Source organism: Selenomonas sp. oral taxon 138 str. F0429, assembly GCF_000318175.2.
GTDB lineage: Bacteria > Bacillota > Negativicutes > Selenomonadales > Selenomonadaceae > Centipeda > Centipeda timonae.
In genome coordinates, this window is record NZ_KB290931.1 from 32092 (window position 1) to 52484 (window position 20393).

Below are 20393 nucleotides of genomic sequence, written 5' to 3' on the forward strand. Positions count from 1 at the left end.
CGCCGTCAGCGGATGAGATGCGCCGTGACCGCCTGTGCCGCACGGATCAGATCCGACGGCGCGAGGGCAAGCTGCTCACCGCGCCGCCCTGCACTCACGCAGATGCGGGCGTGCTGCACGATGCTCTCGTCACAGTACACGGGGTAGGGTTTTTTCGCCCCCAGCGGGGAGCAGCCCCCGCGCACATATCCCGTGAGATCGAAAACCTCCTTGAGGTGAACCATCTCCGCGCGCTTATTCCCCGACGCCGCAGCTGCCGCCTTGAGGTCGAGCTCCGCGCCGCCCGGAATGACCGCCATAAAGATACCCGTGCGGTCTCCACGCACAACGAGCGTCTTATAGAGCTGCGCCAAGGGAATCCCCGTCACTTCCGCCACATGGATCGCCGAGAGATCGCTCTCGTCGACGGGGTAGGTCAGGAGCTCATAGGATATGCCGAGGCGGTCGAGGATGCGCGCCGCATTTGTCTTCTGGATTTTCTTCTTTGCCATATACTCACCAGATGAGATTATACCATCACGGCGGGATAAAAGGAAGCTCGAAAGGAAGCATGAACATGAAAATTGCACTGATTTCAATGGAGGTCGTCCCCGGCCGCCCCGATCTGAACGCCGCATCCATGCGCAGGAAAATAGCGGAGGCAAAGACGGCGGGCGCCGATCTTGCCCTCTTCCCCGCACTCAGTCTCTCGGGGCTCTTCCTCGGAAATGTTTGGAAACAGCCCGCATTTCTACGCGACTGCACCGCCTACGCCGAGGAGATTGCCGCCACAGCAGACGGCATCACCGTCCTGTTCGGCAATGGGGCGGCAGATGACGGCTGCACGGGCGTGCGCCGCACACTCATGGAGGCGCGGGACGGCGTACTACGTGAGGTCGCACACAGTCCGCTCCACGGGGCGGGCACGCATTTCTCCCCGCTCCTCTACGAGCTACCGAACGAGGACATCATCCTCGCCGCCGACGCGAGCCCCTTCCCTGTCTGCTTTGACGTGCGTGCACTCGCAGATACGGCGCGCGAAAAGCGGAAGCACATCTTCTATGTCAATGCGCTCGGACTTCAGGACAAGGGCAAGACCATCTACACCTTCGCCGGCAGGGCGCAGGTATTCAGCGCAGACGGCATGCGCGTCCTTATGTCGCCCGCCTACACGGAAGGGATGACCGTCGTCGATACAGAGTCAATGCCCGCTCCGCTCACAGCGGCGAAGGAAGCCCCCATTGCACCGAAGTACCGCATGCTGCGCTACGCCGTGCAAAAATTCCTCGAGCGCATCCATATGGAGCGCGTTGTCATCGGCATCTCGGGCGGTATCGACTCCGCCGTTGCCGCCGCGCTCTACGTCGATGCCATCGGCGCAGACAAAGTGTTGCTCGTCAACATGCCGAGTCAGTTCAACTCTGCAACAACGAAGGGGCTCGCGGCGCAGCTCGCCGAGAACCTCGGCTGCCGCCACATGATCGTGCCCATCGAGGAGAGCGTCGCACACACCGTGCAGCAGCTCACCGCAGTTCCCATCATGGGCACAGCGGCGCAGGCAGCCGAGCACCTCACGATCTCCTCCTTCGTGCGCGAGAATATGCAGGCGCGTGACCGCAGCGGGCGCGTCCTCTCCGCCGTCGCAGCTGCGTGGGGCGCAGGATTCACCTGCAACGCAAACAAGGCGGAGTCCACCGTCGGCTATGCAACCCTCTATGGCGATCAGGCGGGCTTCCTCTCCGCGCTTGCCGACCTCTGGAAGCACGAAGTGTATGCACTCGCACGCTATCTGAACACGGAGATCTACAAGCGCGAGGTCGTGCCGCAGGGCATCATCGACATCGTACCGAGTGCCGAGCTCTCCGACGCACAGAACGTCGACGAGGGCAAGGGCGACCCCATCCGCTATCCCTATCACGACTACCTCTTCCGCGCATTCGCCGAAGAGAACCGCATTCCCGAAGACATCCTGGCTCACTATGCGGACGGAGACCTCGAGGAGTATATCGGCTGCGCGGCGGGGCTCGTCGCGGATTATTTCCCGACGGCGGAGGAATTTATCGTCGACCTCGAACGCTGGTGGGGACTCTATACAGGCATGGCGGTTGCAAAGCGCATCCAGTCGCCGCCGCTCCTCTCGACGAGCGGGCGCGCTTACGGCAGTGATCATCCCGAGTCCCAGATCGACGCGTATGAGACAATCCGCTATCGTGCACTGAAAAAGCAGCTGCTCAAAAAATAAAAATTCATAGGAGCTGTGTGCGAAACTTTCCGCTTCGTACACAGCTCTTTTTTGTTCGATCCTCAATTTTTCATCATTGAGAAATTTTCTCATTTACAAGACGGAATTTTTGTGTTATTCTCAATACAAATGAAAGGACGGTGTCTCTATGAACATCCGAAAAAATTATCCACGAACGCTGCTGCTCACCCTTGTACTCGCCATCACGGCACTCCTTGCCGTTGGCTGCGGCGGAGGCAGCGGCGGCAACGGCAAGGCTGCCGATACGAAGAAGACCGTCACGGTCACAACCTCGTTCCTGCAGGATATGACGAAGCAGCTCGCGGGCGACTACGTGAACATCGAGCTGATTATCCCTGCGGGCGAGGATCCGCATCTCTACGTTGCGCAGCCCGCCGACCTCGAGAAGATCAAGAAAGCGGATCTCCTCCTCTATCACGGTCTGCACTTCGAGGGCAAGATGGCAGAGGTGCTGGAGAAGAAGGGCGCCGCCGTGACAAAGAATTTCGCGGATGCGAACATCAACTACATGGAGGAGGACGGCAAGCGCATTGTCGACCCGCATTTCTGGTTTGATGTCGCCCTCTACAAGCAGGCAACCGAGGAGGCTGCTGCTCAGCTCATCAAACTCCTGCCCGAGCACGAGAAGGAGATTCAGGAGAATCTGAAGAAATATCTCGCAGACCTCGACGCTCTGGACAAGGAAATCACGGAGAAAATCGCCCAGATTCCCGAGAATCAGCGCAATCTCGTGACGCCGCACGATGCGTTCAACTATTTCTCGCATCGCTACCACGTCAATGTCATTGCGCCACAGGGTGTCAGCACGGACTCCGAGGTCGCAAATGCCGACATCGAGAAGACGGCGAACTACATTGTCGATCACAAGGTCAAGGCGGTGTTTGCCGAAAGCACGACGAATCCCGAGCGTATGAAGAAGCTGCAGGAGGTCTGCAAGACAAAGGGCTTTGATGTGGAGATTGTCGGCGGCGAGGGCAATGAACTCTTCTCCGACTCACTCGCACCAGAGGGACAGAAAGGCGATACGTATATCACAATGTACCGCAGCAATATCGATCTGATTGTTTCACATTTGAAGTAGGCTCGCCTTAGGTGAAAAGCTTCCCCCGTCGAAACGGGGGAAGTGGCGAGCGCAGCGAGCCGAAAGGGGCGCCTTGAACGATCAGCAGCAACATTTACATAAAGGGAAGATACTATGAGCGAGGTGATACTCAATGCAACAAAACAGCGTCATACACGTCGAGGATTTGACAATGGCATACCGCGAGACACCCGTGCTCTGGGACATCGACCTCGATGTTCCGGCGTATGTGCGCTGCGCGGTTGTGGGGCCGAACGGCGCTGGAAAGTCCACCCTCCTCAAGGGCATCCTCGGCCTCTTAAAGCCCGTCTCCGGCGCCGTGCGCCTCTGGGGGAAGCCCCTCGCTGCCGTACACAAGCAGATTGCCTACGTGCCGCAGCGCGGGTCTGTCCACTGGGACTTCCCGACTACGGTCTTCGATGTCGTGCTTATGGGACGCTATGCGCATCTCGGGCTGATTAAGCGCCCCGGCAAGGAGGATCGCGCGCTGGCGATGGATGCACTCGACAAGATGAAGATGGCGGACTTCGCTGACCGTCAGATCTCGGAGCTCTCAGGGGGACAGAAGCAGCGTGTCTTCATCGCGCGGGCACTCGCGCAGGACGCGCAGCTCTACATCATGGACGAGCCGCTTGCGGGCGTCGATGAGACGACGGAGCGGATCATCATGGACAAATTCATGGATCTGCAGCGCGAGAAGCGCACAGTCATCGCCGTCCATCACGATCTCAGCACGCTCGATGCGTATTTTGACTACCTCGTCGTACTGAACCGCACGGTGAAGGCGTCGGACTACCTCGCCAATCTGGACAAGGAGGCGGCGCTTGCGCTCGCCTATCGGCTGAAGGAGTGACGGCGATGGACATCCTGATGAACTACACCTTCCAGATCGTCGCGCTCGGCAGCGTCATCCTCGCCGTCACGGCGGGTCCCGTCGGCGCGTTCAGCGTCTACAAGGGGCAGAGCCTCATCGGCGACGCCATCGGACACTCGACCTTCCCCGGCATCATCCTCGCCTATATGGCATTCGCCACACGCAGCCCCGTCGTGCTCCTCATGGGCGCAATCGCAGCGGGTGCGGCAAGCTACGCCCTCATCCAGCTCGCGCACAGGGACAAGAGGCTCGGACTCGACGCAAATCTTGCAATCTTTCTCTCGGGCTTCTTTGGTCTTGGCATGGCGCTCAAGAGCTTCATCCAGGGCAACCCCGACTATGCGGGGGCATCACAGGCGGGTCTTGGCACCTACATCTTTGGACAGGCAGCGTATATGCTCGAGGTCGACGTCCTCCTCATCTCTGCCGTCTCTGCCGTCTGCCTCACGCTCCTCCTGCTCTTTTACAAGGAGCTGAAACTCTTCGTCTTTGACGCAGAGTACGCAGAGGTCGTCGGGCTGCCCTGCCGTCTGCTGCACATCCTGCTGCTCGTCATGACGATTGCCGTCATCGGTATCGGGATTAAAGCCGTGGGAGCAATCCTTATCAGCTCCTTCCTCATCATCCCGTGCGTCGCAGCAAATCAGTGGTCGAACAACTTTGCGCGCGTCCTCGTTCTGAGCAGCCTCATCGGTGCGGTCTCTGCGCTCGTCGGCACCTACATCAGCACGCTTGAGCAGGGCATGTCGACGGGGCCGTCCATCATCCTCGTCGCCTCCCTCATCGCTTTTTTCTCGATACTCTTCGGGACAAAGGGGATTCTCGGCAGGGTTTTGAAACGGAGGGCACGCAATGGATGACGCACTCCTCGTACTGCTCCTGACGGCTGCTGCATGCGCACCGCTCGGTGTCTTCCTGATCCTGCGCCGCCTCTCCATGATGGCGGACGCCATCAGTCACACGGTGCTGCTCGGCATCGTGCTCGCCTTCTTCCTCACGCATGACCTCGGCTCGCCGTGGCTGCTCTTCGGTGCGGCACTCATGGGCGTTATCACCGTCTCGCTCGTCGAGCTCCTCGGCAAGACGAACCTCGTCAAATATGACGATGCCATCGGCGTCATCTTCCCGCTGCTCTTCGCGCTCGCCGTCATCCTCATCAGCAAATATGCGGGCAACGCCCATCTCGACACGGACATGGTGCTCATGGGCGAGGTCATCTATGCGGGACTGAACACAGTGGAGATCGGCGGCGTGGAGGTCGCCGCCTCTTCGATTAAGATGGGCGGACTGCTCCTCGTCATCGCCGCATTTATCGCGGTGTTTTACAAGGAGCTGAAGGTCTCCACCTTTGACGGCGAGTATGCGCAGATCATCGGCATACCGACGGGCATCCTCTTCTACGCCTTCATGTCGCTCACCTCGCTCACGACGGTTGCGGCATTCGACGCAGTCGGTGCGATTCTCGTCATCTCGTTCTTTATCGCCCCCGGGGCGACTGCACTGCTCTTTACGAAGCATCTGTCTCACACGCTGCTCCTTGCCCTCCTCATCGCAGTTGTGAACGCTGTCATCGGCTACGCGTTCGCCGTGCATATGAACGCCTCGATCGCGGGGCTGTGCGCCGTCATGAATATGCTCGTCTATCTCGGCGCGCTCCTCACAGGGCCGAAGGGCGCAGTCACCTCCTACATCCGCCGCCTACAGAGCGTGCGGCAGATGCAGCGCGACCTCTTCCTCCTGCATATCGGCAGACATACCGCCGAGTGCAAGGAGAGCGCAGAGAATGACGCAGGCGAGATCGGCAACCATCTGAAATGGAATGAGAACAAGGTGCGCCGCGTCAGCCGCGAACTGATCGACCGCCATCTGCTCGCACGCGAGGGCAGTTATTACCTGCTCACGGACGCGGGTGCGGCGGCATACACAGCGCTCTGCAAGAGGTACTATATCTGAAATACGCGAAAAGACCGTTGGTCAGGCTGTCTGCCTATCCAACGGTCTTTTCCTGTAGAGTTATCGCATAAAGTAGGAGACGCCTGACTCGAAGATCATCTGGTTCATCTCACCAGGCACATTCTTGCCGATGTTCTCGCCGATGCGCTCTGCGTGCGCCATGCGCCCGTAGATGCGCCCGTCGGGGCTCGTGATGCCCTCGATGGCGTTCACGGAGCCGTTCGGATTGTACGGCTGGTCGAGCGTCGGCTCACCCTTCTCATTCACGTACTGGGTCGCAATCTGCCCGCGTATGCGCATATTCGCAACCGTCTTCGTGTCGGCGTAGAACCGCCCCTCGCCGTGCGACACGGCAATCGTATGCGTATCCCCGACGTTCACGCCCGAGAGCCACGGCGAGAGATTTGACGCAACGCGCACGCGCACGGTCTGCGAGACGTGACGTCCGATGTTGTTGTACGTCAGCGTCGGCGAGCTGTCGTCCAGATCGGTAATCTTGCCATACGGCAGCAGCCCGAGCTTCAGCAGCGCTTGGAAGCCGTTGCAGATGCCGAGGATGAGGCCGTCCTGATCGCCCAGGAGACGCTGCACCGCCTCGGCAAGCGCGGGTGCGCGGAACATCGCCGCAATGAATTTCCCCGTGCCGTCCGGCTCGTCCCCGCCGCTGAATCCACCCGGCAGCATGAGAATCTGTGACTTTTGAAGCGTTGCTGCCAGCGCCGTGACAGTCTCCTCCACCGCTCGGGGCGTCAAATTGCGCACGACGAAGATCTCCGGAATTGCCCCCACGCGCTCCCATGCGCGCGCGGAATCGTACTCGCAGTTCGTCCCTGGGAAGACGGGAATGCACACGCGCGGCCGCGCGATCTTCACGGAGCTGCCAACGATCTTCCCCTTCGTATAGGGCGCATACGTCGGACGGTCGATCTGCCGCACGATCTGCGGCACGGTCGTCGGGAAAATCTTCTCAAGAGGTTCCGTAAACGCATCCTTGACATCGGAGAGCACGATCGTGTCAAGATCCGTGATGATGCTCGGCACATCGCGCGTCTTGCCGATCTCAACGGCACCCGTGCCCGCGAGGTTCGCCGCAATGTCAAACGAGGGCGAGACCTCGAGCAGGATTGTCCCATAGAGCGGTTTGAAGAGATCGTCCTGTGGGATAAAGGACGTGAATTTGAAGCCCAAATTGTTGCCGAGACACATCTTCGAGATTGCTGCCGCAATGCCGCCGCGCCCGACGCTCATCGCAGAGAAGACTTTCTTCTCCGCCACAAGCTGATGGATCTTTGCAAAGTTCGTATTCAGCCGTGAGAATACGGGCAGATCCTGCGCATCATGCGGAACGGGAACCATGACAACGGTATTGCCCGGATACTTGAATTCCGGTGAGAGTGCCTCGTTCGCAGGCATGGTCGCTACAGCAAAGGCAACGAGTGTCGGCGGCACGTTCAGATTCTCAAACGTCCCCGACATGGAGTCCTTGCCGCCAATCGCGGGAATCCCCATTTCGTGCTGCGCGCGCAGTGCACCGAGGAGCGCGGCAAACGGCTTGCCCCACTTTTTCGGATCCGTGCCGAGCCGCTCGAAATACTCCTGCAAGGTCAGGCGCACGCGGTCTGCCCTGCCGCCCGTGGCAACAATCTTCGCCACCGCCTCGACAATAGCGTAGACCGCCCCATGGAACGGACTCCACGTGGAGAGGTCAGGATCGAAGCCAAACGCCATTGCAGACGCAGTATTCGTTGTCCCGTGGCGCACGGGGAGCTTTGCGACCATCGCCTCCGATGGCGTCAGCTGGAATTTCCCACCGAACGGCATGAGAACCGATGCAGCGCCAACGGTCGCATCGAACCGCTCCCCTAGCCCTTTCTGACTGCACACGTTGAGATCACGCAGATTCGCGAGCCACATATCCTCGAGCCCACGTCCGACCTGTTTTACCTGTGGAGGCACCTGCTGGAGATAGGGCGCCTTCTCATTCGGCGGATCGACCACGATGCGGACGTGCTGCCTCACGCCGTTTGTCGCGAGGAAACTACGTGCGATTCGTACGATCTCCTTGTCGCGCCACTTCATGACGAGGAGCGGCTCTGCGGTCACGACGGCGACCTCCGTTGCCTCGAGATTTTCCGCATCCGCATGACGCAGAAATGCGGAGACATCCTCGGGCGCAAGCACGACCGCCATGCGCTCCTGCGACTCGGAGATTGCAAGCTCCGTGCCGTCGAGCCCCTCGTATTTCTTCGGGACGGCATCGAGATTGATCGTCAGGCCGTCTGCAAGCTCTCCAATCGCAACGGCAACACCACCCGCACCAAAGTCATTGCAGCGCTTGATCATGCGGCTGACTTCGGGGCTGCGGAAGAGTCGCTGAATCTTGCGCTCCGTCGGCGGGTTGCCCTTCTGCACCTCGGCACCCGAAGTCGTAAGTGACGACTCCGTATGCTGCTTGGAGGAGCCAGTCGCACCGCCAATGCCATCACGCCCCGTGCGTCCGCCGAGAAGGACGATGACATCTCCCGGCACAGGGCACTCGCGCACGACCTGAGCTGCGGGAGCCGCGCCGATGACCGCGCCAATCTCCATGCGCTTTGCGAGGTAGCCCTTATGATAGATCTCGCACACCTGCCCCGTCGCAAGCCCGATCTGGTTGCCGTAAGAGCTGTAACCCTCCGCCGCACCGAGCGTGATCTTCTTCTGGGGGAGCTTGCCCGCCAGCGTATCCTCGATCGGTGCACGCGGGTCATAGGCGCCCGTCACGCGCATCGCCTGATAGACGTAGGAACGGCCCGAGAGCGGGTCGCGAATCGCGCCGCCGAGGCAGGTCGCCGCGCCGCCGAACGGCTCGATCTCCGTCGGATGGTTATGTGTCTCGTTCTTGAACATGAGGAGCCATTCCTCATCTTTCCCGTTCACATCGACCGTAACGCGGATGCTGCATGCGTTGATCTCCTCGGATTCATCGAGATCGTCAAGCTTCCCCTCCGCACGCAACGCCTTCATCCCGATGACGGCAATATCCATCAGCGTCATATCACGCTGCTTGCCGTCCCTATAGAGCAGCTTGCGGTCATCCATATAGGTCTGATAGCTCTCAAAGATCGGCATGGAAAAAAAGCCGTTTTCGATATTCACTGCGTCGATTGCCGTGGTAAAGGTCGTGTGACGGCAGTGATCCGACCAGTAAGTATCAATGACGCGCAACTCCGTAATCGTCGGTGCACGATGCTCTGTATCGCGGAAATACTGCTGAACGAATGCGAGATCTTCCTCGCTCATCGCAAAGCCGTGCTCCTTGTGAAAGCGTTCGAGCTCACTGCGCGAGAGCTGATTGAACTGCGTGAGAACCTCCACGTCCATCGGCAGCACAATGCGGCTCTCGAGCGTCGCAGGTGTTGAAAGCGACGCCTCTCGGCTTTCCACCTTGTTGATCAGATACGCCTTAATCTGCTCAAAAAGGTGGTCATCCACCTTGCCGATCAGAACGATCACGCGCGCCGTGCGCACATCGGGACGCTCCCCCTGTGTCACGAGCTGCACGCACTCCGCCGCCGCGGCTGCCGTCGGGTCAAACTGCCCCGGTAGCGGCTCGATCGCAAATATCCGCGCATCGGAAAAAGACGGCAATACATCCTCATAGACGGTATCCACGGGCGGATCGGCAAAGACAATGTTCCGCACCTGCGCGAACTCCTCATCGTTCAGCCCCTCTATGTCATAACGTGTGATCATTCGCACGGCACGCAGATCCGTCAGACGGAATGTCTCCACCAGATCATTGCAGAGACGCTGCGCAGGAATATCAAAGAAACCCTGCCGTTTCTCCACAAAGATTCGTTTGACTGCCATAGGAATCCTCCTTCTCAAACGCTGTTTCCCGTCCTCTATTTTATCGAAACTTAATCAAATATGCAATGATTGTTTCTGCGTGAATACGCGTACACAAAAACGGGTATCCGCAAAGATACCCGTCTGTCTGCATAGAGAGTCAATCACCATAGCCGTTCGGATGCCGCTCGTGCCAGCGCCACGCCGTGCCGATGACCTGCTCCACATCCGTGAAGCGCGGCTGCCAACCGAGCACTTTGCGCGCCTTCTCGCTCGATGCGATGAGCTGCGCCGGATCGCCCACACGGCGTGCGCCGATCTCCACCTTGATTGAGCGTCCTGTCGCCTTCTCCGCCGCTGCGATCATCTCCTTGACAGAGAAGCCCTGCCCGTTGCCGAGGTTGAAGATATCGCTCGCGCCCCCCTTTCTAAGGTGCTCGAGTGCAAGCACATGGGCATCCGCAAGATCGACCACGTGAATGTAGTCGCGCAGGCAGGTGCCGTCGGGGGTCGGATAGTCATCGCCGAATACCGTGATATGATCGCGCTTGCCCGTCGGCACTTGGAGAATCAGCGGGATCAGATGCGTCTCCATCGCGTGATCCTCGCCGATCGATCCGTCCGGCAGTGCCCCCGCCGCATTGAAGTAACGGAGTGAGACATAGCGCACACCGTTCGCACGGCTGACCCACTTCATCATCTTCTCCATCGTGAGCTTCGTTTCGCCGTAGGTATTCGTCGGATTCGTCTCGTCGTCCTCGTGGATCGGCACGCGCTTCGGCTCGCCGTAGGTCGCCGCCGTCGAGGAGAAGACGATCTTGTCCACGCCGTGACGCACCATCGCCTCAAGGAGCACCTGCATCCCGTAGACATTGTTGTTGAAATAGAGCAGTGGCTTTTCCATGCTCTCCCCAACAAGGGAATTGGCGGCAAAGTGAATCACGGCTTCAATGCAATTCTCGGTAAAGATCTTGTCCAGAACGCCTGCGTCGCGGATATCACCCTCATAAAATTTTGCCTGTGGATGCAGCGCGCCGCGATGCCCTGTCTGGAGATTGTCGACAATAACGACCTCCTCTCCTTTTTCGATGAGTACATGCACGGCATGAGAACCGATGTAGCCCGCGCCGCCGCATACTAATATCGCCATGTGCGTTCTCCTTTCGCTCCGCTGCCGTCAGAATACCTGAGGATCATCCGACGGCCGTCTCGAGTGCGATGCGAATCATGTCGTTGAATGTGGTCTGACGTTCCTCCGCCGTGCATTCCTCGCCCGTGAGGAGGTGGTTGCTGACCGTGAAGAGCGCGAGTGCCTGCCGTCCATACTTCGCCGCGAGCGTATAGAGTGCCGCCGCCTCCATCTCGACCGCGAGCACGCCGTACTGACGCAGCTTCGCATTGTCGATCTCCTCATCGTAGAAGCGGTCGACGGAGATCACGTTGCCGACGCGCACGGGGAGCTGCAGCTTCTTCGCGTTCTCCACGGCGGCGGAGAGGAGCTCGTAGTCGGCGAGCGGCGCGTAGTTGATCGCCCCGCCGAAGATCCCCCGGATCATGCCCGAGTCCGTTGTCGCGCCCTGTGCGATGAATACGTCACGCAGCTTCACCTTCTCGTGCATGGCACCGCAGGTGCCGACGCGGATGAGCTTCTGCACACCATAGTAGTCCATCAGCTCATTCACATAGATGGAGATCGACGGCATGCCCATGCCCGTGCCCTGCACGGAGACGGGAACGCCCTTGTACGTGCCTGTATAGCCGAGGATGTTGCGGATGGAGGTGTACTCCTTCGCCCCCTCCAGGAAATTCTCCGCGATGAACTTCGCACGCAGCGGATCGCCCGGCAGCAGGATGCGCTCCGCGACCTCACCCTTCTCGGCGGCAATGTGCAGTGAACTCATGTTGTTTCCTCCTATTGAAATAGATTTGTCGTCCTTATTGTAACGCGGTCATACCATATCATTATTTTCCGTATATCTCGCGAGCTGCGCTGCGGTATCCCACCCTCCGTATAAAATGCGGATGACGGTCACAATGCAGCTCTCGTGCTTCGGTATGTAGAAAACGAGATAATGGTCGACAGGCATAATGCAAAGACCGCGCGTGCGCCACGGCTCACCTTCATAGAGCCGATACCGTTCAGGCATTTCTTCAAGTGCATAGATGTGCTCCTCCAAATGTCGAAAGAGTGCCTCTGCACTATCTATGGCTCGGAGTTCAAATGCGATATACTCATAAATCTCACGCATATCCTCCTTTGCTTGCGCAGAGAGTTCAACGCGATACATCATAGCCCGTACTCCCGCCGCAGTTCAGCAAAGACCTCGCGCGCGGGTCGCGTCCGTCCTGCCTCAATATCGGCATAGCCCTTTTCAAGCTCTCTATTAAGCTCCTCTTCCGACAGCCTGCTCACATCAAGAGAGTGTCTGCGCGGTATTTTCACATCGAACGGAAGCCCCTGCTGCAGGATCACCTGACGATAGAACATATTGATTGCATTGGATGCCGGAATGCCGAGCGCCGCAAGTATCTCCTCTGCCCGTTCCTTAACGTCCGGCTCGACTCTCGCATATAGATTGGCGGATTTTGCTGCCATAATAACGCCCCTCCTTCTTCCTTGCGTAAATCATTCTACTGATATTATATCTGTATGTGCGGACAAGTGCAATACATATTACACTTCCTAAAAAAACAGTCCCGCGCATATAAAACACGCAGAACTGTCCTTGTATTTAGTTCACATAGCCTACCAAAGTCCGATGACCTTCCACCACGCGCCGCCGAGGATGAGCCAGATGGCGACGTTGACGGTGGTGATGATGAAGCCGAGCCGCCACCAATCATTCTGCGATACATAGCCCGCACCGTAGAGGATGGGAGCTGCTCCGCCGCCGTAATGCGTGAGCGGTATCATAATGTTCGACATCGCGGCGAATGCAATGGCAGCGAGCATCGGCGGCGTGCCGACGGCGATGGCAACCGTCAAGAAGGCGGCATACATCGCCCCGATATGCGCCGAGACGCTTGCAAATCCATAGTGCGAGTATACGTAGATCAGGATGAGCAGGACGAATGCGAGCGTCCAGCTGATGCCCGCCGATTCGATCATGCTGCCCGCGCCCTCCGCAACATATTTGATAAAGCCGCTCTTGGAGAGCGCCGAGGCAAGTGCAATGAGCGAGCCCATCCAGAACATTGTATTCCATGCACCTTTTTCGTTCAACACATCGTCCCACGTCAGAACATCCGTGAGGAGCATGACGACAACGGCGAGCATGCCGACGGTCGTTGCGCCGATGTGGTGGATCTCGGAGGTCGCCCAGAGGACGAGCGCCCCACAGAATACAACAGCAACGATCTTCTCCACGCCGGACATGACACCCATTTTCGCGAGCTCGTCCGTCGCCATCTGCTTTGCAAGCGGCATCTCCTCAATCTCAGGTGGAAAGAGCTTGTAGAGCAGATAGGGCATGACGATGAGCGAGATCATCCCCGGCACGATGGCGGCAAGCGCCCAGCCGCTCCATGTGATCTGTGTCTCCGTCGCCTTTGCTGCCAGCTCCACGGACAGCGGGTTTCCCGCCATCGCCGTCATGAACATGGCGCAGGTGATGGCATTCGCCTGATACTCGATCTGCATGATGTACGCACCGAATTTGCGCGCTGTCGCCCCCGGCTCCGAGCCGAGCGCACTCGACAGACTCTTGATGATCGGAAAGACAATGCCGCCGGCGCGCGCCGTGCTCGACGGCGTTGCGGGCGAGATGATGAAGTCGCTCGCCGTAATCGCATAGCCGAGCGTGAGGGACGAGCGCCCGATCTTCTGTATGATGAGGAAGGCAATGCGTCTGCCGAGCCCGCTCTTGATAAATCCGCGCGAGAGAAGAAATGCGCAGATGATGAGCCAGATCGTGGAGTTCCCATAGCCGGAGATGGCATCCGAAATGGAAATCGTCCCCGTGAGCGCCGCGACCGTTACGCCGATGAATCCCATCGCGCCGATTGCAATGGGCTGAAGGATAAATCCCAGAATGGTCGCCGCAAAGATGGCAAAGATATGCCATGCCGCCGGCGTCAGTCCCTCCGGAATCGGCAGGAACCAGAGGACGAGCGCAACAGCCAGAACGGCAAGGAGTTTCCTGCGCCGCATATCCATTTTATTCACCTCTCAAGCAATTCCTTTGAAGAGGAACCCAGCTGTGATTCCGCCGGGTTCTCCTCAAAGCCTACAATCAAGTACCGTATTTCTCCAAGACGCGGTCGACGAATTCAGGTGCATAGCCGATGTAGCTGTGCGGATCCATCATCCGATCAATCTCCTCCTCCGAGAAGACCTCGGTCACGCGTGCATCCTTCTTAAGTACCGCGCCAAGATAGGTCTCCTCCTCGTACGCCTTCATCGAGTCCTCGTAGACAACCTCATGAGCCGTCAGTCGTCCCATACGCGGCGCGAGGTGCATCATGACACATTCGCTCATGATGAGGCCGTGCAGCTTTTTGATGTTCGCCTCCATATGCGCGGGATAGACAATGAGTTTCTCGAGCACATCCTTCGACTTCTCGAGCGCCTGTCCGAGCAGGTGGCATTGACGCGGAATCCCCTCCCACTCGGAGAGCAGACAGCCCCAGTCGCGCTCATTCTCGCAGAACATCGCCTCGACGATCGACGGTGCAATGCTGCGTGCATTGCGGCAGACGGCAATGATGCCCTCGACGACCTGCGGATTGCGCTTGTGCGGCATGGTGGACGAGCCGATCTTTCCCATGAAGAACGGTTCCTCGAGCTCCATCGTCTCCGAGCGCTGCAGCGTCAGGATCTCATGTGCAATGCGCGCCAGCGTCCCCGCACAGATTGCAAGCGTGCTCGAGAACTCCGCCTGAGAGTCGCGCGCAACATGCCACGAGATCGTCGGCACGCCCAGATGGAGAATCTCCATCATGCGCTTTTGCATCGCCAAGCCTTTGCCCGTCTCCTTGAGTGAGGCGAGGGTACCGACTGCACCCGAGAGCTGCCCGACAAATACACGGTCTGCAATCTCCTCGAGGCGCTGAATGTCACGGCCGAGCTCGTCTGCCCAGACGGCAATCTTGTAGCCGAGCGTGATGGGAACGGCGTGGATGACGTGCGTGCGTCCGCACATCGCCTGATTGCGCCACTTTTTCGCCAGGTGCAGGCAGTGCTGCTGACAGATCTTCATATCGCGCAGAATGACGTTGTACGCCTTCTTTTGCAGGAGGATGAGCCCCGTGTCGACAATGTCCTGACTCGTCGCGCCCCAGTGGAGATATTCGCCCGCATCGCTCGGCAGCAGGTACTTCTGATACGCCTTGACGAGCGGCACGATCGTGATGGAGCTCTTATATGCCTCGCCGATGGCGGGAATGTCGAGCTGCGATGCGTCCGTATGGGAGACGATGTAGTCCGCCTTGTCCTTTGGGATGATACCGAGTTCGCCCTGCGCCTGTGCAAGCGCCGCCTCCGTATCGACCCATGCCTGTGCGAGTGAGAGATCGCTGAAGATCTCGCGCATCTCGTCCGTGCTGAACAGGCACCCGTGAATCTGACTGTCAATCGAAGTGGATGGCATGATAAAGACTCCTTCCGAAGTGAAATGCTTTCCTGACCGGCACCTGTCTGTGCCCCTCTGTGTCTGTATCATAGCACCGTCCGACAGAAAGAAGAAATATCCGCACGTTATCAAAAAATAACGCAATGACTACCTGTTTGAGCAAAACGAGGGTTAGATACATAATTTTATGAAAACCAATAAATATCGTGTATTCCCACATCTCAGGATTCATTCATTTGTTTATGCAATAAGGCAGACGAATCCATCTATATCCTTTTCTTATACGATATGGGATTTCAAAGCGTCCATTCTATGATAGAATGAGAGCAGAATCCGGAGTGCGAGGTGAATGAAATGGAATTGCGGCAGCTCGAATACTTCCTCATGGTGAGCGATCTCGCGAGCTTTACGCGCGCAGCAGAGCGTCTGTATGTCTCGCAGCCCGCCGTCACGAACGCGGTGCGCAGCCTCGAGGAAGAACTTGGCATACAGCTGCTCGACCGCAGTCAACGCAAGGTGACGCTCACGGCAGAGGGAAAGATATTCCATCGACACATTCAGAACATCATGCAGGGCATATCGACAACGCTAAATGAGATCAACGACCTCAAATCCCACAACCGAGGTCATCTCGTGATCGGCGTGACGCCGCTCGCGGGAATCGCATCCACGAGCCGTCTGCTCGCAGAGTTCCGCGTCGCCTACCCCAATATCAACATCTGCTTTGCGGAACACGATGTGGGACAGCTGCTCGAACTGCTGCACGCAGACAAGCTCGACTTTGCCTTTGCGTTTGATCTGACGGAGCAGGAGCGCACGCGTCTAAACGAGCTCCCGCTGCCGCGCGAGGAGCTCATGGTGTGCTGCGCCCGCAGACACGCGCTGAGCCGCAGGAACTCCATCACACTCGCGGAGTTGACAGAGGAGTCCTTCATCCTCATGGAGTCGACCTGTCTTTTTCGCCAAATACTCGTAAAGCATTTCGAGGAAGCAGACAGTATGCCGCCCGTCTGCATGGAAATTGCACAGGTGCAGCTGCTCAAGTCGCTCGTTGCCGAGGGTGCGGGCATCTCCATCCTGCCCGAAAGCCTCATCGAGCACGACGGAAATCTCAGCGCCGTCCCACTCACACCGTCGATCTACCTGCATCCGAGTGTCGTGTACAAGACAGACAAGCTGCTCTCCCATGCGGCACAGGCATTTGAAGAAATGGCACGGAAAGGAGCGCAATCATGAATGTGAAAATCGCAGCCGTCGGCAGCAGCTCCCTCATCGCAGAGGAAATCCGTGATATTGCGCGTGCCCTGCTGAGCGAACGTCTCCCCGTCATCCTCCGCCGCACGGAGGAGATCACAGATGATCGGAGCGCCGACCTCTATCTGTGTGCGCGCACACAGATAGAGCAGCTGTCGCACATCATTCCGCGAGAACGGCTCTTTCTCATGGAGCTGCAGCCGGACTCGACCTTCTTCTTTGCCATATCGCGCATTCCTGCGGGGAGCGATGTCTATATCTTCAACAATCACATCGCATACCCGAAGGAGCTCGCGGCATACTGCCGCGCACTCGGCATGAATCAGGTGAACTACATCCCGCTCGCATTCGAGGAACTCCCAAAAAAGGAACTGCTGCGCATCCTGTCCAACGCCCCCTATATCATCGGTGTGGATCGCTTCGTGAACTTGCTGAAACAGCCCCCCTATGCTGCCGTCCTGCGCCCCGATGTCCAAATCATCGCAGGAAAGCGCACGGCATCCCTCCGCTCCGCCTTTGCCGTGCTGCGCAGCCTCGCGGGCATCCTGCTGGACGATCTGCGCGCACGTTGGCACTCTGAAGCGCATTCTCCTGTACAGCTGCGGGAGATCGCCGCCGATGTGGACAGCGCCATCGACATCCTGCAGGCGGGTACGATCCGCACGGTTGTCAGTCAGGCGGCAATCAGCGAGGCGGACGGTGTTCCTGCGGCACATACGCATAAAGATCTGCCGACTGAAAAGCTGCGAGACTATATCTCGGAGCGATTGGAGTTGCTGGAATTCCTGCATGACAAAATCGATACACTCAAGAAATAGAAAATCCCCTTCGACGATTCGTTTTCATCGAAGGGGATTCCATTTTTTGACTTAGCGGATGTGCATGCGCTGCGCTTGCTCGCGCAGACGTGCGATGCGCTCCTGCGTATCGGGATGGGTCGAGAACAGGCTCTTGAACGAGATGTCACGCCCCGTCAGTGGGTTGATGATGCACATGTGCGCCGTGGCGGGGGTCGCTTCCGGCAGCTGTGCGCCGTGTACGGCATAGTACTCGATCTTCTCAAGTGCCGCCGCGAGGTAGTTTGGGTTGCCGCAGATTTCTGCGCCGCCCTCATCTGCGCTGTACTCGCGCGAGCGTGAGATCGCCATCTGGATGAGTGCTGCCGCAATCGGCGCGATGATTGCTGTCGCAATCATGCCGATGATGCCGCCGCGGTCATCGTCGCTCGAACGGCCGCTGCCGAAGATTGCCGCCCACTGGGCGATGTTTGCTGCGTAGGAGATGACCGTCGCCATCGTCGCCGCGATGGTCGAGATGAGGATGTCACGGTGCTTGACGTGCGCGAGCTCATGTCCGAGCACGCCCGAGATTTCATTGTAGTCGAGCGCACGCATCAGTCCCGTCGTGACGGCAACCGCCGCGTTCGACGGGTTGCGTCCCGTCGCGAACGCGTTCGGCGCATCCTCGTTGATGATGTAGACGCGCGGCATCGGAAGCCCCGCACGTCCCGCAAGCTTCTCCACGAGCCCGTAGAGCTCAGGCGCACTCTGGCGGTCGACCTCCTGCGCGTTATACATGCTGAGCACCATGCGGTCGGAGAACCAGTATGAGAAAAAGTTCATGCCGAGCGCGATGACAAGCATGACAGTCATGCCCGTATGTCCGGCGAATATGCCGCCGAGCGCAACCATGAGCGCCATGAGGAGTGCCATGAGCATTGTGGTCTTGAGTGTATTCACAGGCTTTTGCCTCCTTAGTCCATCGTATTCTTTGTCCTTTTGACTATATCATAGCGAACAATTATGGAAAAAGGCTGAAATCCGATCAGATTGTCTCAAAGTTGACAAATTTTGCATCGAAGATGCCGTCGATCGCAAGCACACGCGCAAGCGTATCATCGGGGATGTCGTGGTCAATCGTGAGTGCCATGATGCTCATGCCCTCGCGCTTCGACTTGCCCACCTGCATCGACGAGATGTTGATGCCCGCCTCGCCCATGATGGAGCCGACCGTACCGATGACGCCGGGGCGGTTGATGTGCGGACAGATGAGGAGACGTGCGTGCGGGTCAATATCCACACGGAATCCGTTGATCCGTACAATGCGTCCCTCCGTACCGAAGAGCGTGCCCTGTACCTCTGCCGTACCCGCTTCTGCCGTCCCCGCCCCCGTCGTGACACGCACGGTGATGAGCGTTGAGTAGTGCGAGGTTTCCTTTTCCTTGATCTCCGTCACCTTGATGCCGCGCGACTTCGCGACACTCGGCGCGTTGACGTAGTTGATCTCGCTCTCGAGGATGGGGTTGAGCATGCCCTTGAGAATCGCCGTTGTGAGAAAGCTCGTGTTGACCTCCGTGATTTCGCCGTTGTAGACGACCTCCACATGGGAGATGGGGCCTTCGGCGAGCGAGCAAACGGTGCAGCCGAGCTGCTCTGCGAGTGTGATGTAGGGACGAATGATGCGCATGACTTCCTTCGAGACAGGAGCCATGTTGACCGCCGCCGTCACGGGTTCGCCGCGCAGAGCCGCACGAATACCCTCCGCCACATCGACGGACACACCGATCTGTGCCTCCACCGTAGACGCGCCGAGATGCGGCGTGAGCACAATACCCGGAACGCCGCGCAGCGGATGATCCTCCGCGAGCGGCTCGCTCTCGAACACATCGATCGCCGCTCCCGCGACGATCCCATCCTTGACCGCCGCCACCAAATCACTTTCGTTGATAATGCCGCCGCGCGCGCAGTTGACGAGACGCACGCCCTTCTTCATCTTACGCAGCTCGGGCATCGAGATCATGCCGCGCGTTTCCTTCGTGAGCGGCATATGTACCGTGATAAAGTCCGCCGCTGCAAAGATGTCGTCGAGCGTTCCGACGGTCACGCCGAGAGCCTTTGCACGCTCCTCATTGATGTACGGGTCATACGCAATGATGTTCATATCAAAGGCGAGCGCACGCTTTGCAACACCGCTGCCGATGCGCCCCATGCCGATCACGCCAAGCGTCTTGCCGCGCAGCTCCACACCCACGAACGACTTGCGATCCCACGCGCCCGCGTGCATCGTCGCATCCGCCGCAGGAATCTTGCGTGCGAGCGAGAGCATCATTGCCATTGTGTGCTCCGTCGCGGCGATTGTATTGCCGCCCGGCGAGTTGATGACAATGATCCCGCGCTCCGTCGCAGCCTTTACGTCGATGTTGTCCACGCCGACCCCTGCGCGTCCGATGATCTTAAGTTTATCCGCACGTGCAATCACATCCGCCGATACCTTCGACGCAGACCGCACCATGAGCGCGTCGTAGTCGCCAATGATCTCCACCAGCTCCTCGTGCGCAATCTTATCGCGTACGTCGACCTCATACTCCGCCAGCAGCCCGATCCCCTCGGGCGAAATCCCATCTGCAGCCAAAATCTTCATCCGTAAGCCCTCCCATGCGGCACAGTGCCGCAGTCTATTTGCATCGTGTAATACGGTTCATTATAGACAAAAGGGGCGATGTGTGTCAAATACTTAAATGGTGTCTATGACAACTGTTACGGAAGAGCGTAGACTGCGATGCTCCTAAGCAAACCCTAGTGAAGCAAG

17 protein-coding genes are annotated in these 20393 nt (G+C 58.3%); 7 read left to right on the top strand and 10 right to left on the bottom strand.

Translation table 11 applies throughout. From position 1 onward, the window contains the following. Positions 1-5: 5 nt before the first annotated feature. The gene (ybaK, locus tag HMPREF9163_RS03935) at positions 6-491 is read right to left on the bottom strand and encodes a Cys-tRNA(Pro) deacylase (protein WP_009440367.1); all 486 of its coding nucleotides are present in this window, start codon (positions 489-491) and stop codon (positions 6-8) included. 65 nt (positions 492-556) lie between these two features. Between ybaK and nadE the strand changes: the two genes are divergently transcribed. From nadE to HMPREF9163_RS03960, 5 genes are all read left to right on the top strand, one after another. Beyond that, positions 557-2221 carry an NAD(+) synthase gene (gene nadE, locus HMPREF9163_RS03940; RefSeq protein ID WP_037345974.1) on the top strand — a complete coding sequence of 555 codons (1665 nt, stop codon included), beginning with the start codon at positions 557-559 and terminating at the stop codon, positions 2219-2221. 148 nt (positions 2222-2369) lie between these two features. After that, the gene (locus tag HMPREF9163_RS03945) at positions 2370-3323 is read left to right on the top strand and encodes a metal ABC transporter solute-binding protein, Zn/Mn family (protein ID WP_009440369.1); all 954 of its coding nucleotides are present in this window, start codon (positions 2370-2372) and stop codon (positions 3321-3323) included. Between the two features lie 133 nt (positions 3324-3456). Then, the gene (locus HMPREF9163_RS03950) at positions 3457-4176 is read left to right on the top strand and encodes a metal ABC transporter ATP-binding protein (RefSeq protein ID WP_009440370.1); all 720 of its coding nucleotides are present in this window, start codon (positions 3457-3459) and stop codon (positions 4174-4176) included. 5 nt (positions 4177-4181) lie between these two features. Further along, a complete protein-coding gene (locus HMPREF9163_RS03955) occupies positions 4182-5057 on the top strand; it encodes a metal ABC transporter permease (RefSeq protein ID WP_009440371.1) in 876 nt (291 codons plus the stop codon). Beyond that, positions 5050-6150, top strand: a complete 1101-nt coding sequence (locus HMPREF9163_RS03960; protein WP_009440372.1) for a metal ABC transporter permease — start codon at positions 5050-5052, stop codon at positions 6148-6150. The genes HMPREF9163_RS03955 and HMPREF9163_RS03960 overlap by 8 nt, the downstream gene beginning before the upstream one ends. A 60-nt stretch (positions 6151-6210) precedes the next feature. Here HMPREF9163_RS03960 and HMPREF9163_RS03965 read toward each other — a convergent pair whose 3' ends face one another. The 7 genes from HMPREF9163_RS03965 to purB all read right to left on the bottom strand — a co-directional run bounded on the left by HMPREF9163_RS03965 (position 6211) and on the right by purB (position 15569). Further along, on the bottom strand, positions 6211-10002 hold the full coding sequence (locus HMPREF9163_RS03965; RefSeq protein WP_009440373.1) for a phosphoribosylformylglycinamidine synthase: 3792 nt from the start codon (positions 10000-10002) through the stop codon (positions 6211-6213). Positions 10003-10141: 139 nt separating this feature from the next. Further along, positions 10142-11131 (bottom strand): UDP-glucose 4-epimerase GalE, encoded by a 990-nt coding sequence (galE, locus tag HMPREF9163_RS03970; RefSeq protein WP_009440374.1) that lies wholly within the window; start codon positions 11129-11131, stop codon positions 10142-10144. 43 nt (positions 11132-11174) lie between these two features. Beyond that, positions 11175-11882, bottom strand: coding sequence for a purine-nucleoside phosphorylase (deoD, locus tag HMPREF9163_RS03975; protein WP_009440375.1), 708 nt, complete (start codon positions 11880-11882; stop codon positions 11175-11177). Between the two features lie 48 nt (positions 11883-11930). Beyond that, the gene (locus HMPREF9163_RS03980) at positions 11931-12272 is read right to left on the bottom strand and encodes a type II toxin-antitoxin system RelE/ParE family toxin (protein ID WP_009440376.1); all 342 of its coding nucleotides are present in this window, start codon (positions 12270-12272) and stop codon (positions 11931-11933) included. Further along, positions 12269-12577, bottom strand: coding sequence for a type II toxin-antitoxin system RelB/DinJ family antitoxin (locus HMPREF9163_RS03985; RefSeq protein WP_009440377.1), 309 nt, complete (start codon positions 12575-12577; stop codon positions 12269-12271). Before HMPREF9163_RS03985 ends, HMPREF9163_RS03980 begins: the two co-directional genes overlap by 4 nt. A gap of 150 nt (positions 12578-12727) precedes the next feature. Further along, complete coding sequence (locus tag HMPREF9163_RS03990; protein ID WP_009440378.1) at positions 12728-14137, bottom strand: anion permease; 1410 nt, start codon at positions 14135-14137, stop codon at positions 12728-12730. Between the two features lie 76 nt (positions 14138-14213). Beyond that, complete coding sequence (gene purB / locus HMPREF9163_RS03995) at positions 14214-15569, bottom strand: adenylosuccinate lyase (RefSeq protein WP_009440379.1); 1356 nt, start codon at positions 15567-15569, stop codon at positions 14214-14216. A gap of 336 nt (positions 15570-15905) precedes the next feature. Between purB and HMPREF9163_RS04000 the strand changes: the two genes are divergently transcribed. Then, the gene (locus tag HMPREF9163_RS04000) at positions 15906-16787 is read left to right on the top strand and encodes a LysR family transcriptional regulator (protein ID WP_009440381.1); all 882 of its coding nucleotides are present in this window, start codon (positions 15906-15908) and stop codon (positions 16785-16787) included. Then, positions 16784-17623, top strand: coding sequence for a hypothetical protein (locus HMPREF9163_RS04005; protein WP_009440382.1), 840 nt, complete (start codon positions 16784-16786; stop codon positions 17621-17623). The genes HMPREF9163_RS04000 and HMPREF9163_RS04005 overlap by 4 nt, the downstream gene beginning before the upstream one ends. Before the next feature lie 51 nt (positions 17624-17674). Here HMPREF9163_RS04005 and htpX read toward each other — a convergent pair whose 3' ends face one another. Further along, positions 17675-18544 carry a zinc metalloprotease HtpX gene (gene htpX / locus HMPREF9163_RS04010; protein WP_037345978.1) on the bottom strand — a complete coding sequence of 290 codons (870 nt, stop codon included), beginning with the start codon at positions 18542-18544 and terminating at the stop codon, positions 17675-17677. Positions 18545-18629: 85 nt separating this feature from the next. Beyond that, positions 18630-20225, bottom strand: a complete 1596-nt coding sequence (gene serA / locus HMPREF9163_RS04015; RefSeq protein WP_009440384.1) for a phosphoglycerate dehydrogenase — start codon at positions 20223-20225, stop codon at positions 18630-18632. Positions 20226-20393: the final 168 nt, after the last annotated feature.

Bases quoted from the DNA above. Each gene is read 5' to 3' on its own strand.
- deoD (WP_009440375.1), bottom strand. From the start codon at position 11,882: ATGAGTTCACTGCACATTGCCGCCGAGAAGGGTGAGGTCGCGGAGCGC.
- HMPREF9163_RS03990 (WP_009440378.1), bottom strand. From the start codon at position 14,137: ATGGATATGCGGCGCAGGAAACTCCTTGCCGTTCTGGCTGTTGCGCTC.
- HMPREF9163_RS04005 (WP_009440382.1), top strand. From the start codon at position 16,784: ATGAATGTGAAAATCGCAGCCGTCGGCAGCAGCTCCCTCATCGCAGAG.
- HMPREF9163_RS03965 (WP_009440373.1), bottom strand. From the start codon at position 10,002: ATGGCAGTCAAACGAATCTTTGTGGAGAAACGGCAGGGTTTCTTTGAT.
- nadE (WP_037345974.1), top strand. From the start codon at position 557: ATGAAAATTGCACTGATTTCAATGGAGGTCGTCCCCGGCCGCCCCGAT.
- purB (WP_009440379.1), bottom strand. From the start codon at position 15,569: ATGCCATCCACTTCGATTGACAGTCAGATTCACGGGTGCCTGTTCAGC.
- ybaK (WP_009440367.1), bottom strand. From the start codon at position 491: ATGGCAAAGAAGAAAATCCAGAAGACAAATGCGGCGCGCATCCTCGAC.
- galE (WP_009440374.1), bottom strand. From the start codon at position 11,131: ATGGCGATATTAGTATGCGGCGGCGCGGGCTACATCGGTTCTCATGCC.
- HMPREF9163_RS03945 (WP_009440369.1), top strand. From the start codon at position 2,370: ATGAACATCCGAAAAAATTATCCACGAACGCTGCTGCTCACCCTTGTA.
- HMPREF9163_RS03980 (WP_009440376.1), bottom strand. From the start codon at position 12,272: ATGATGTATCGCGTTGAACTCTCTGCGCAAGCAAAGGAGGATATGCGT.
- HMPREF9163_RS03955 (WP_009440371.1), top strand. From the start codon at position 4,182: ATGGACATCCTGATGAACTACACCTTCCAGATCGTCGCGCTCGGCAGC.
- HMPREF9163_RS03950 (WP_009440370.1), top strand. From the start codon at position 3,457: ATGCAACAAAACAGCGTCATACACGTCGAGGATTTGACAATGGCATAC.
- serA (WP_009440384.1), bottom strand. From the start codon at position 20,225: ATGAAGATTTTGGCTGCAGATGGGATTTCGCCCGAGGGGATCGGGCTG.
- HMPREF9163_RS03960 (WP_009440372.1), top strand. From the start codon at position 5,050: ATGGATGACGCACTCCTCGTACTGCTCCTGACGGCTGCTGCATGCGCA.
- HMPREF9163_RS03985 (WP_009440377.1), bottom strand. From the start codon at position 12,577: ATGGCAGCAAAATCCGCCAATCTATATGCGAGAGTCGAGCCGGACGTT.
- HMPREF9163_RS04000 (WP_009440381.1), top strand. From the start codon at position 15,906: ATGGAATTGCGGCAGCTCGAATACTTCCTCATGGTGAGCGATCTCGCG.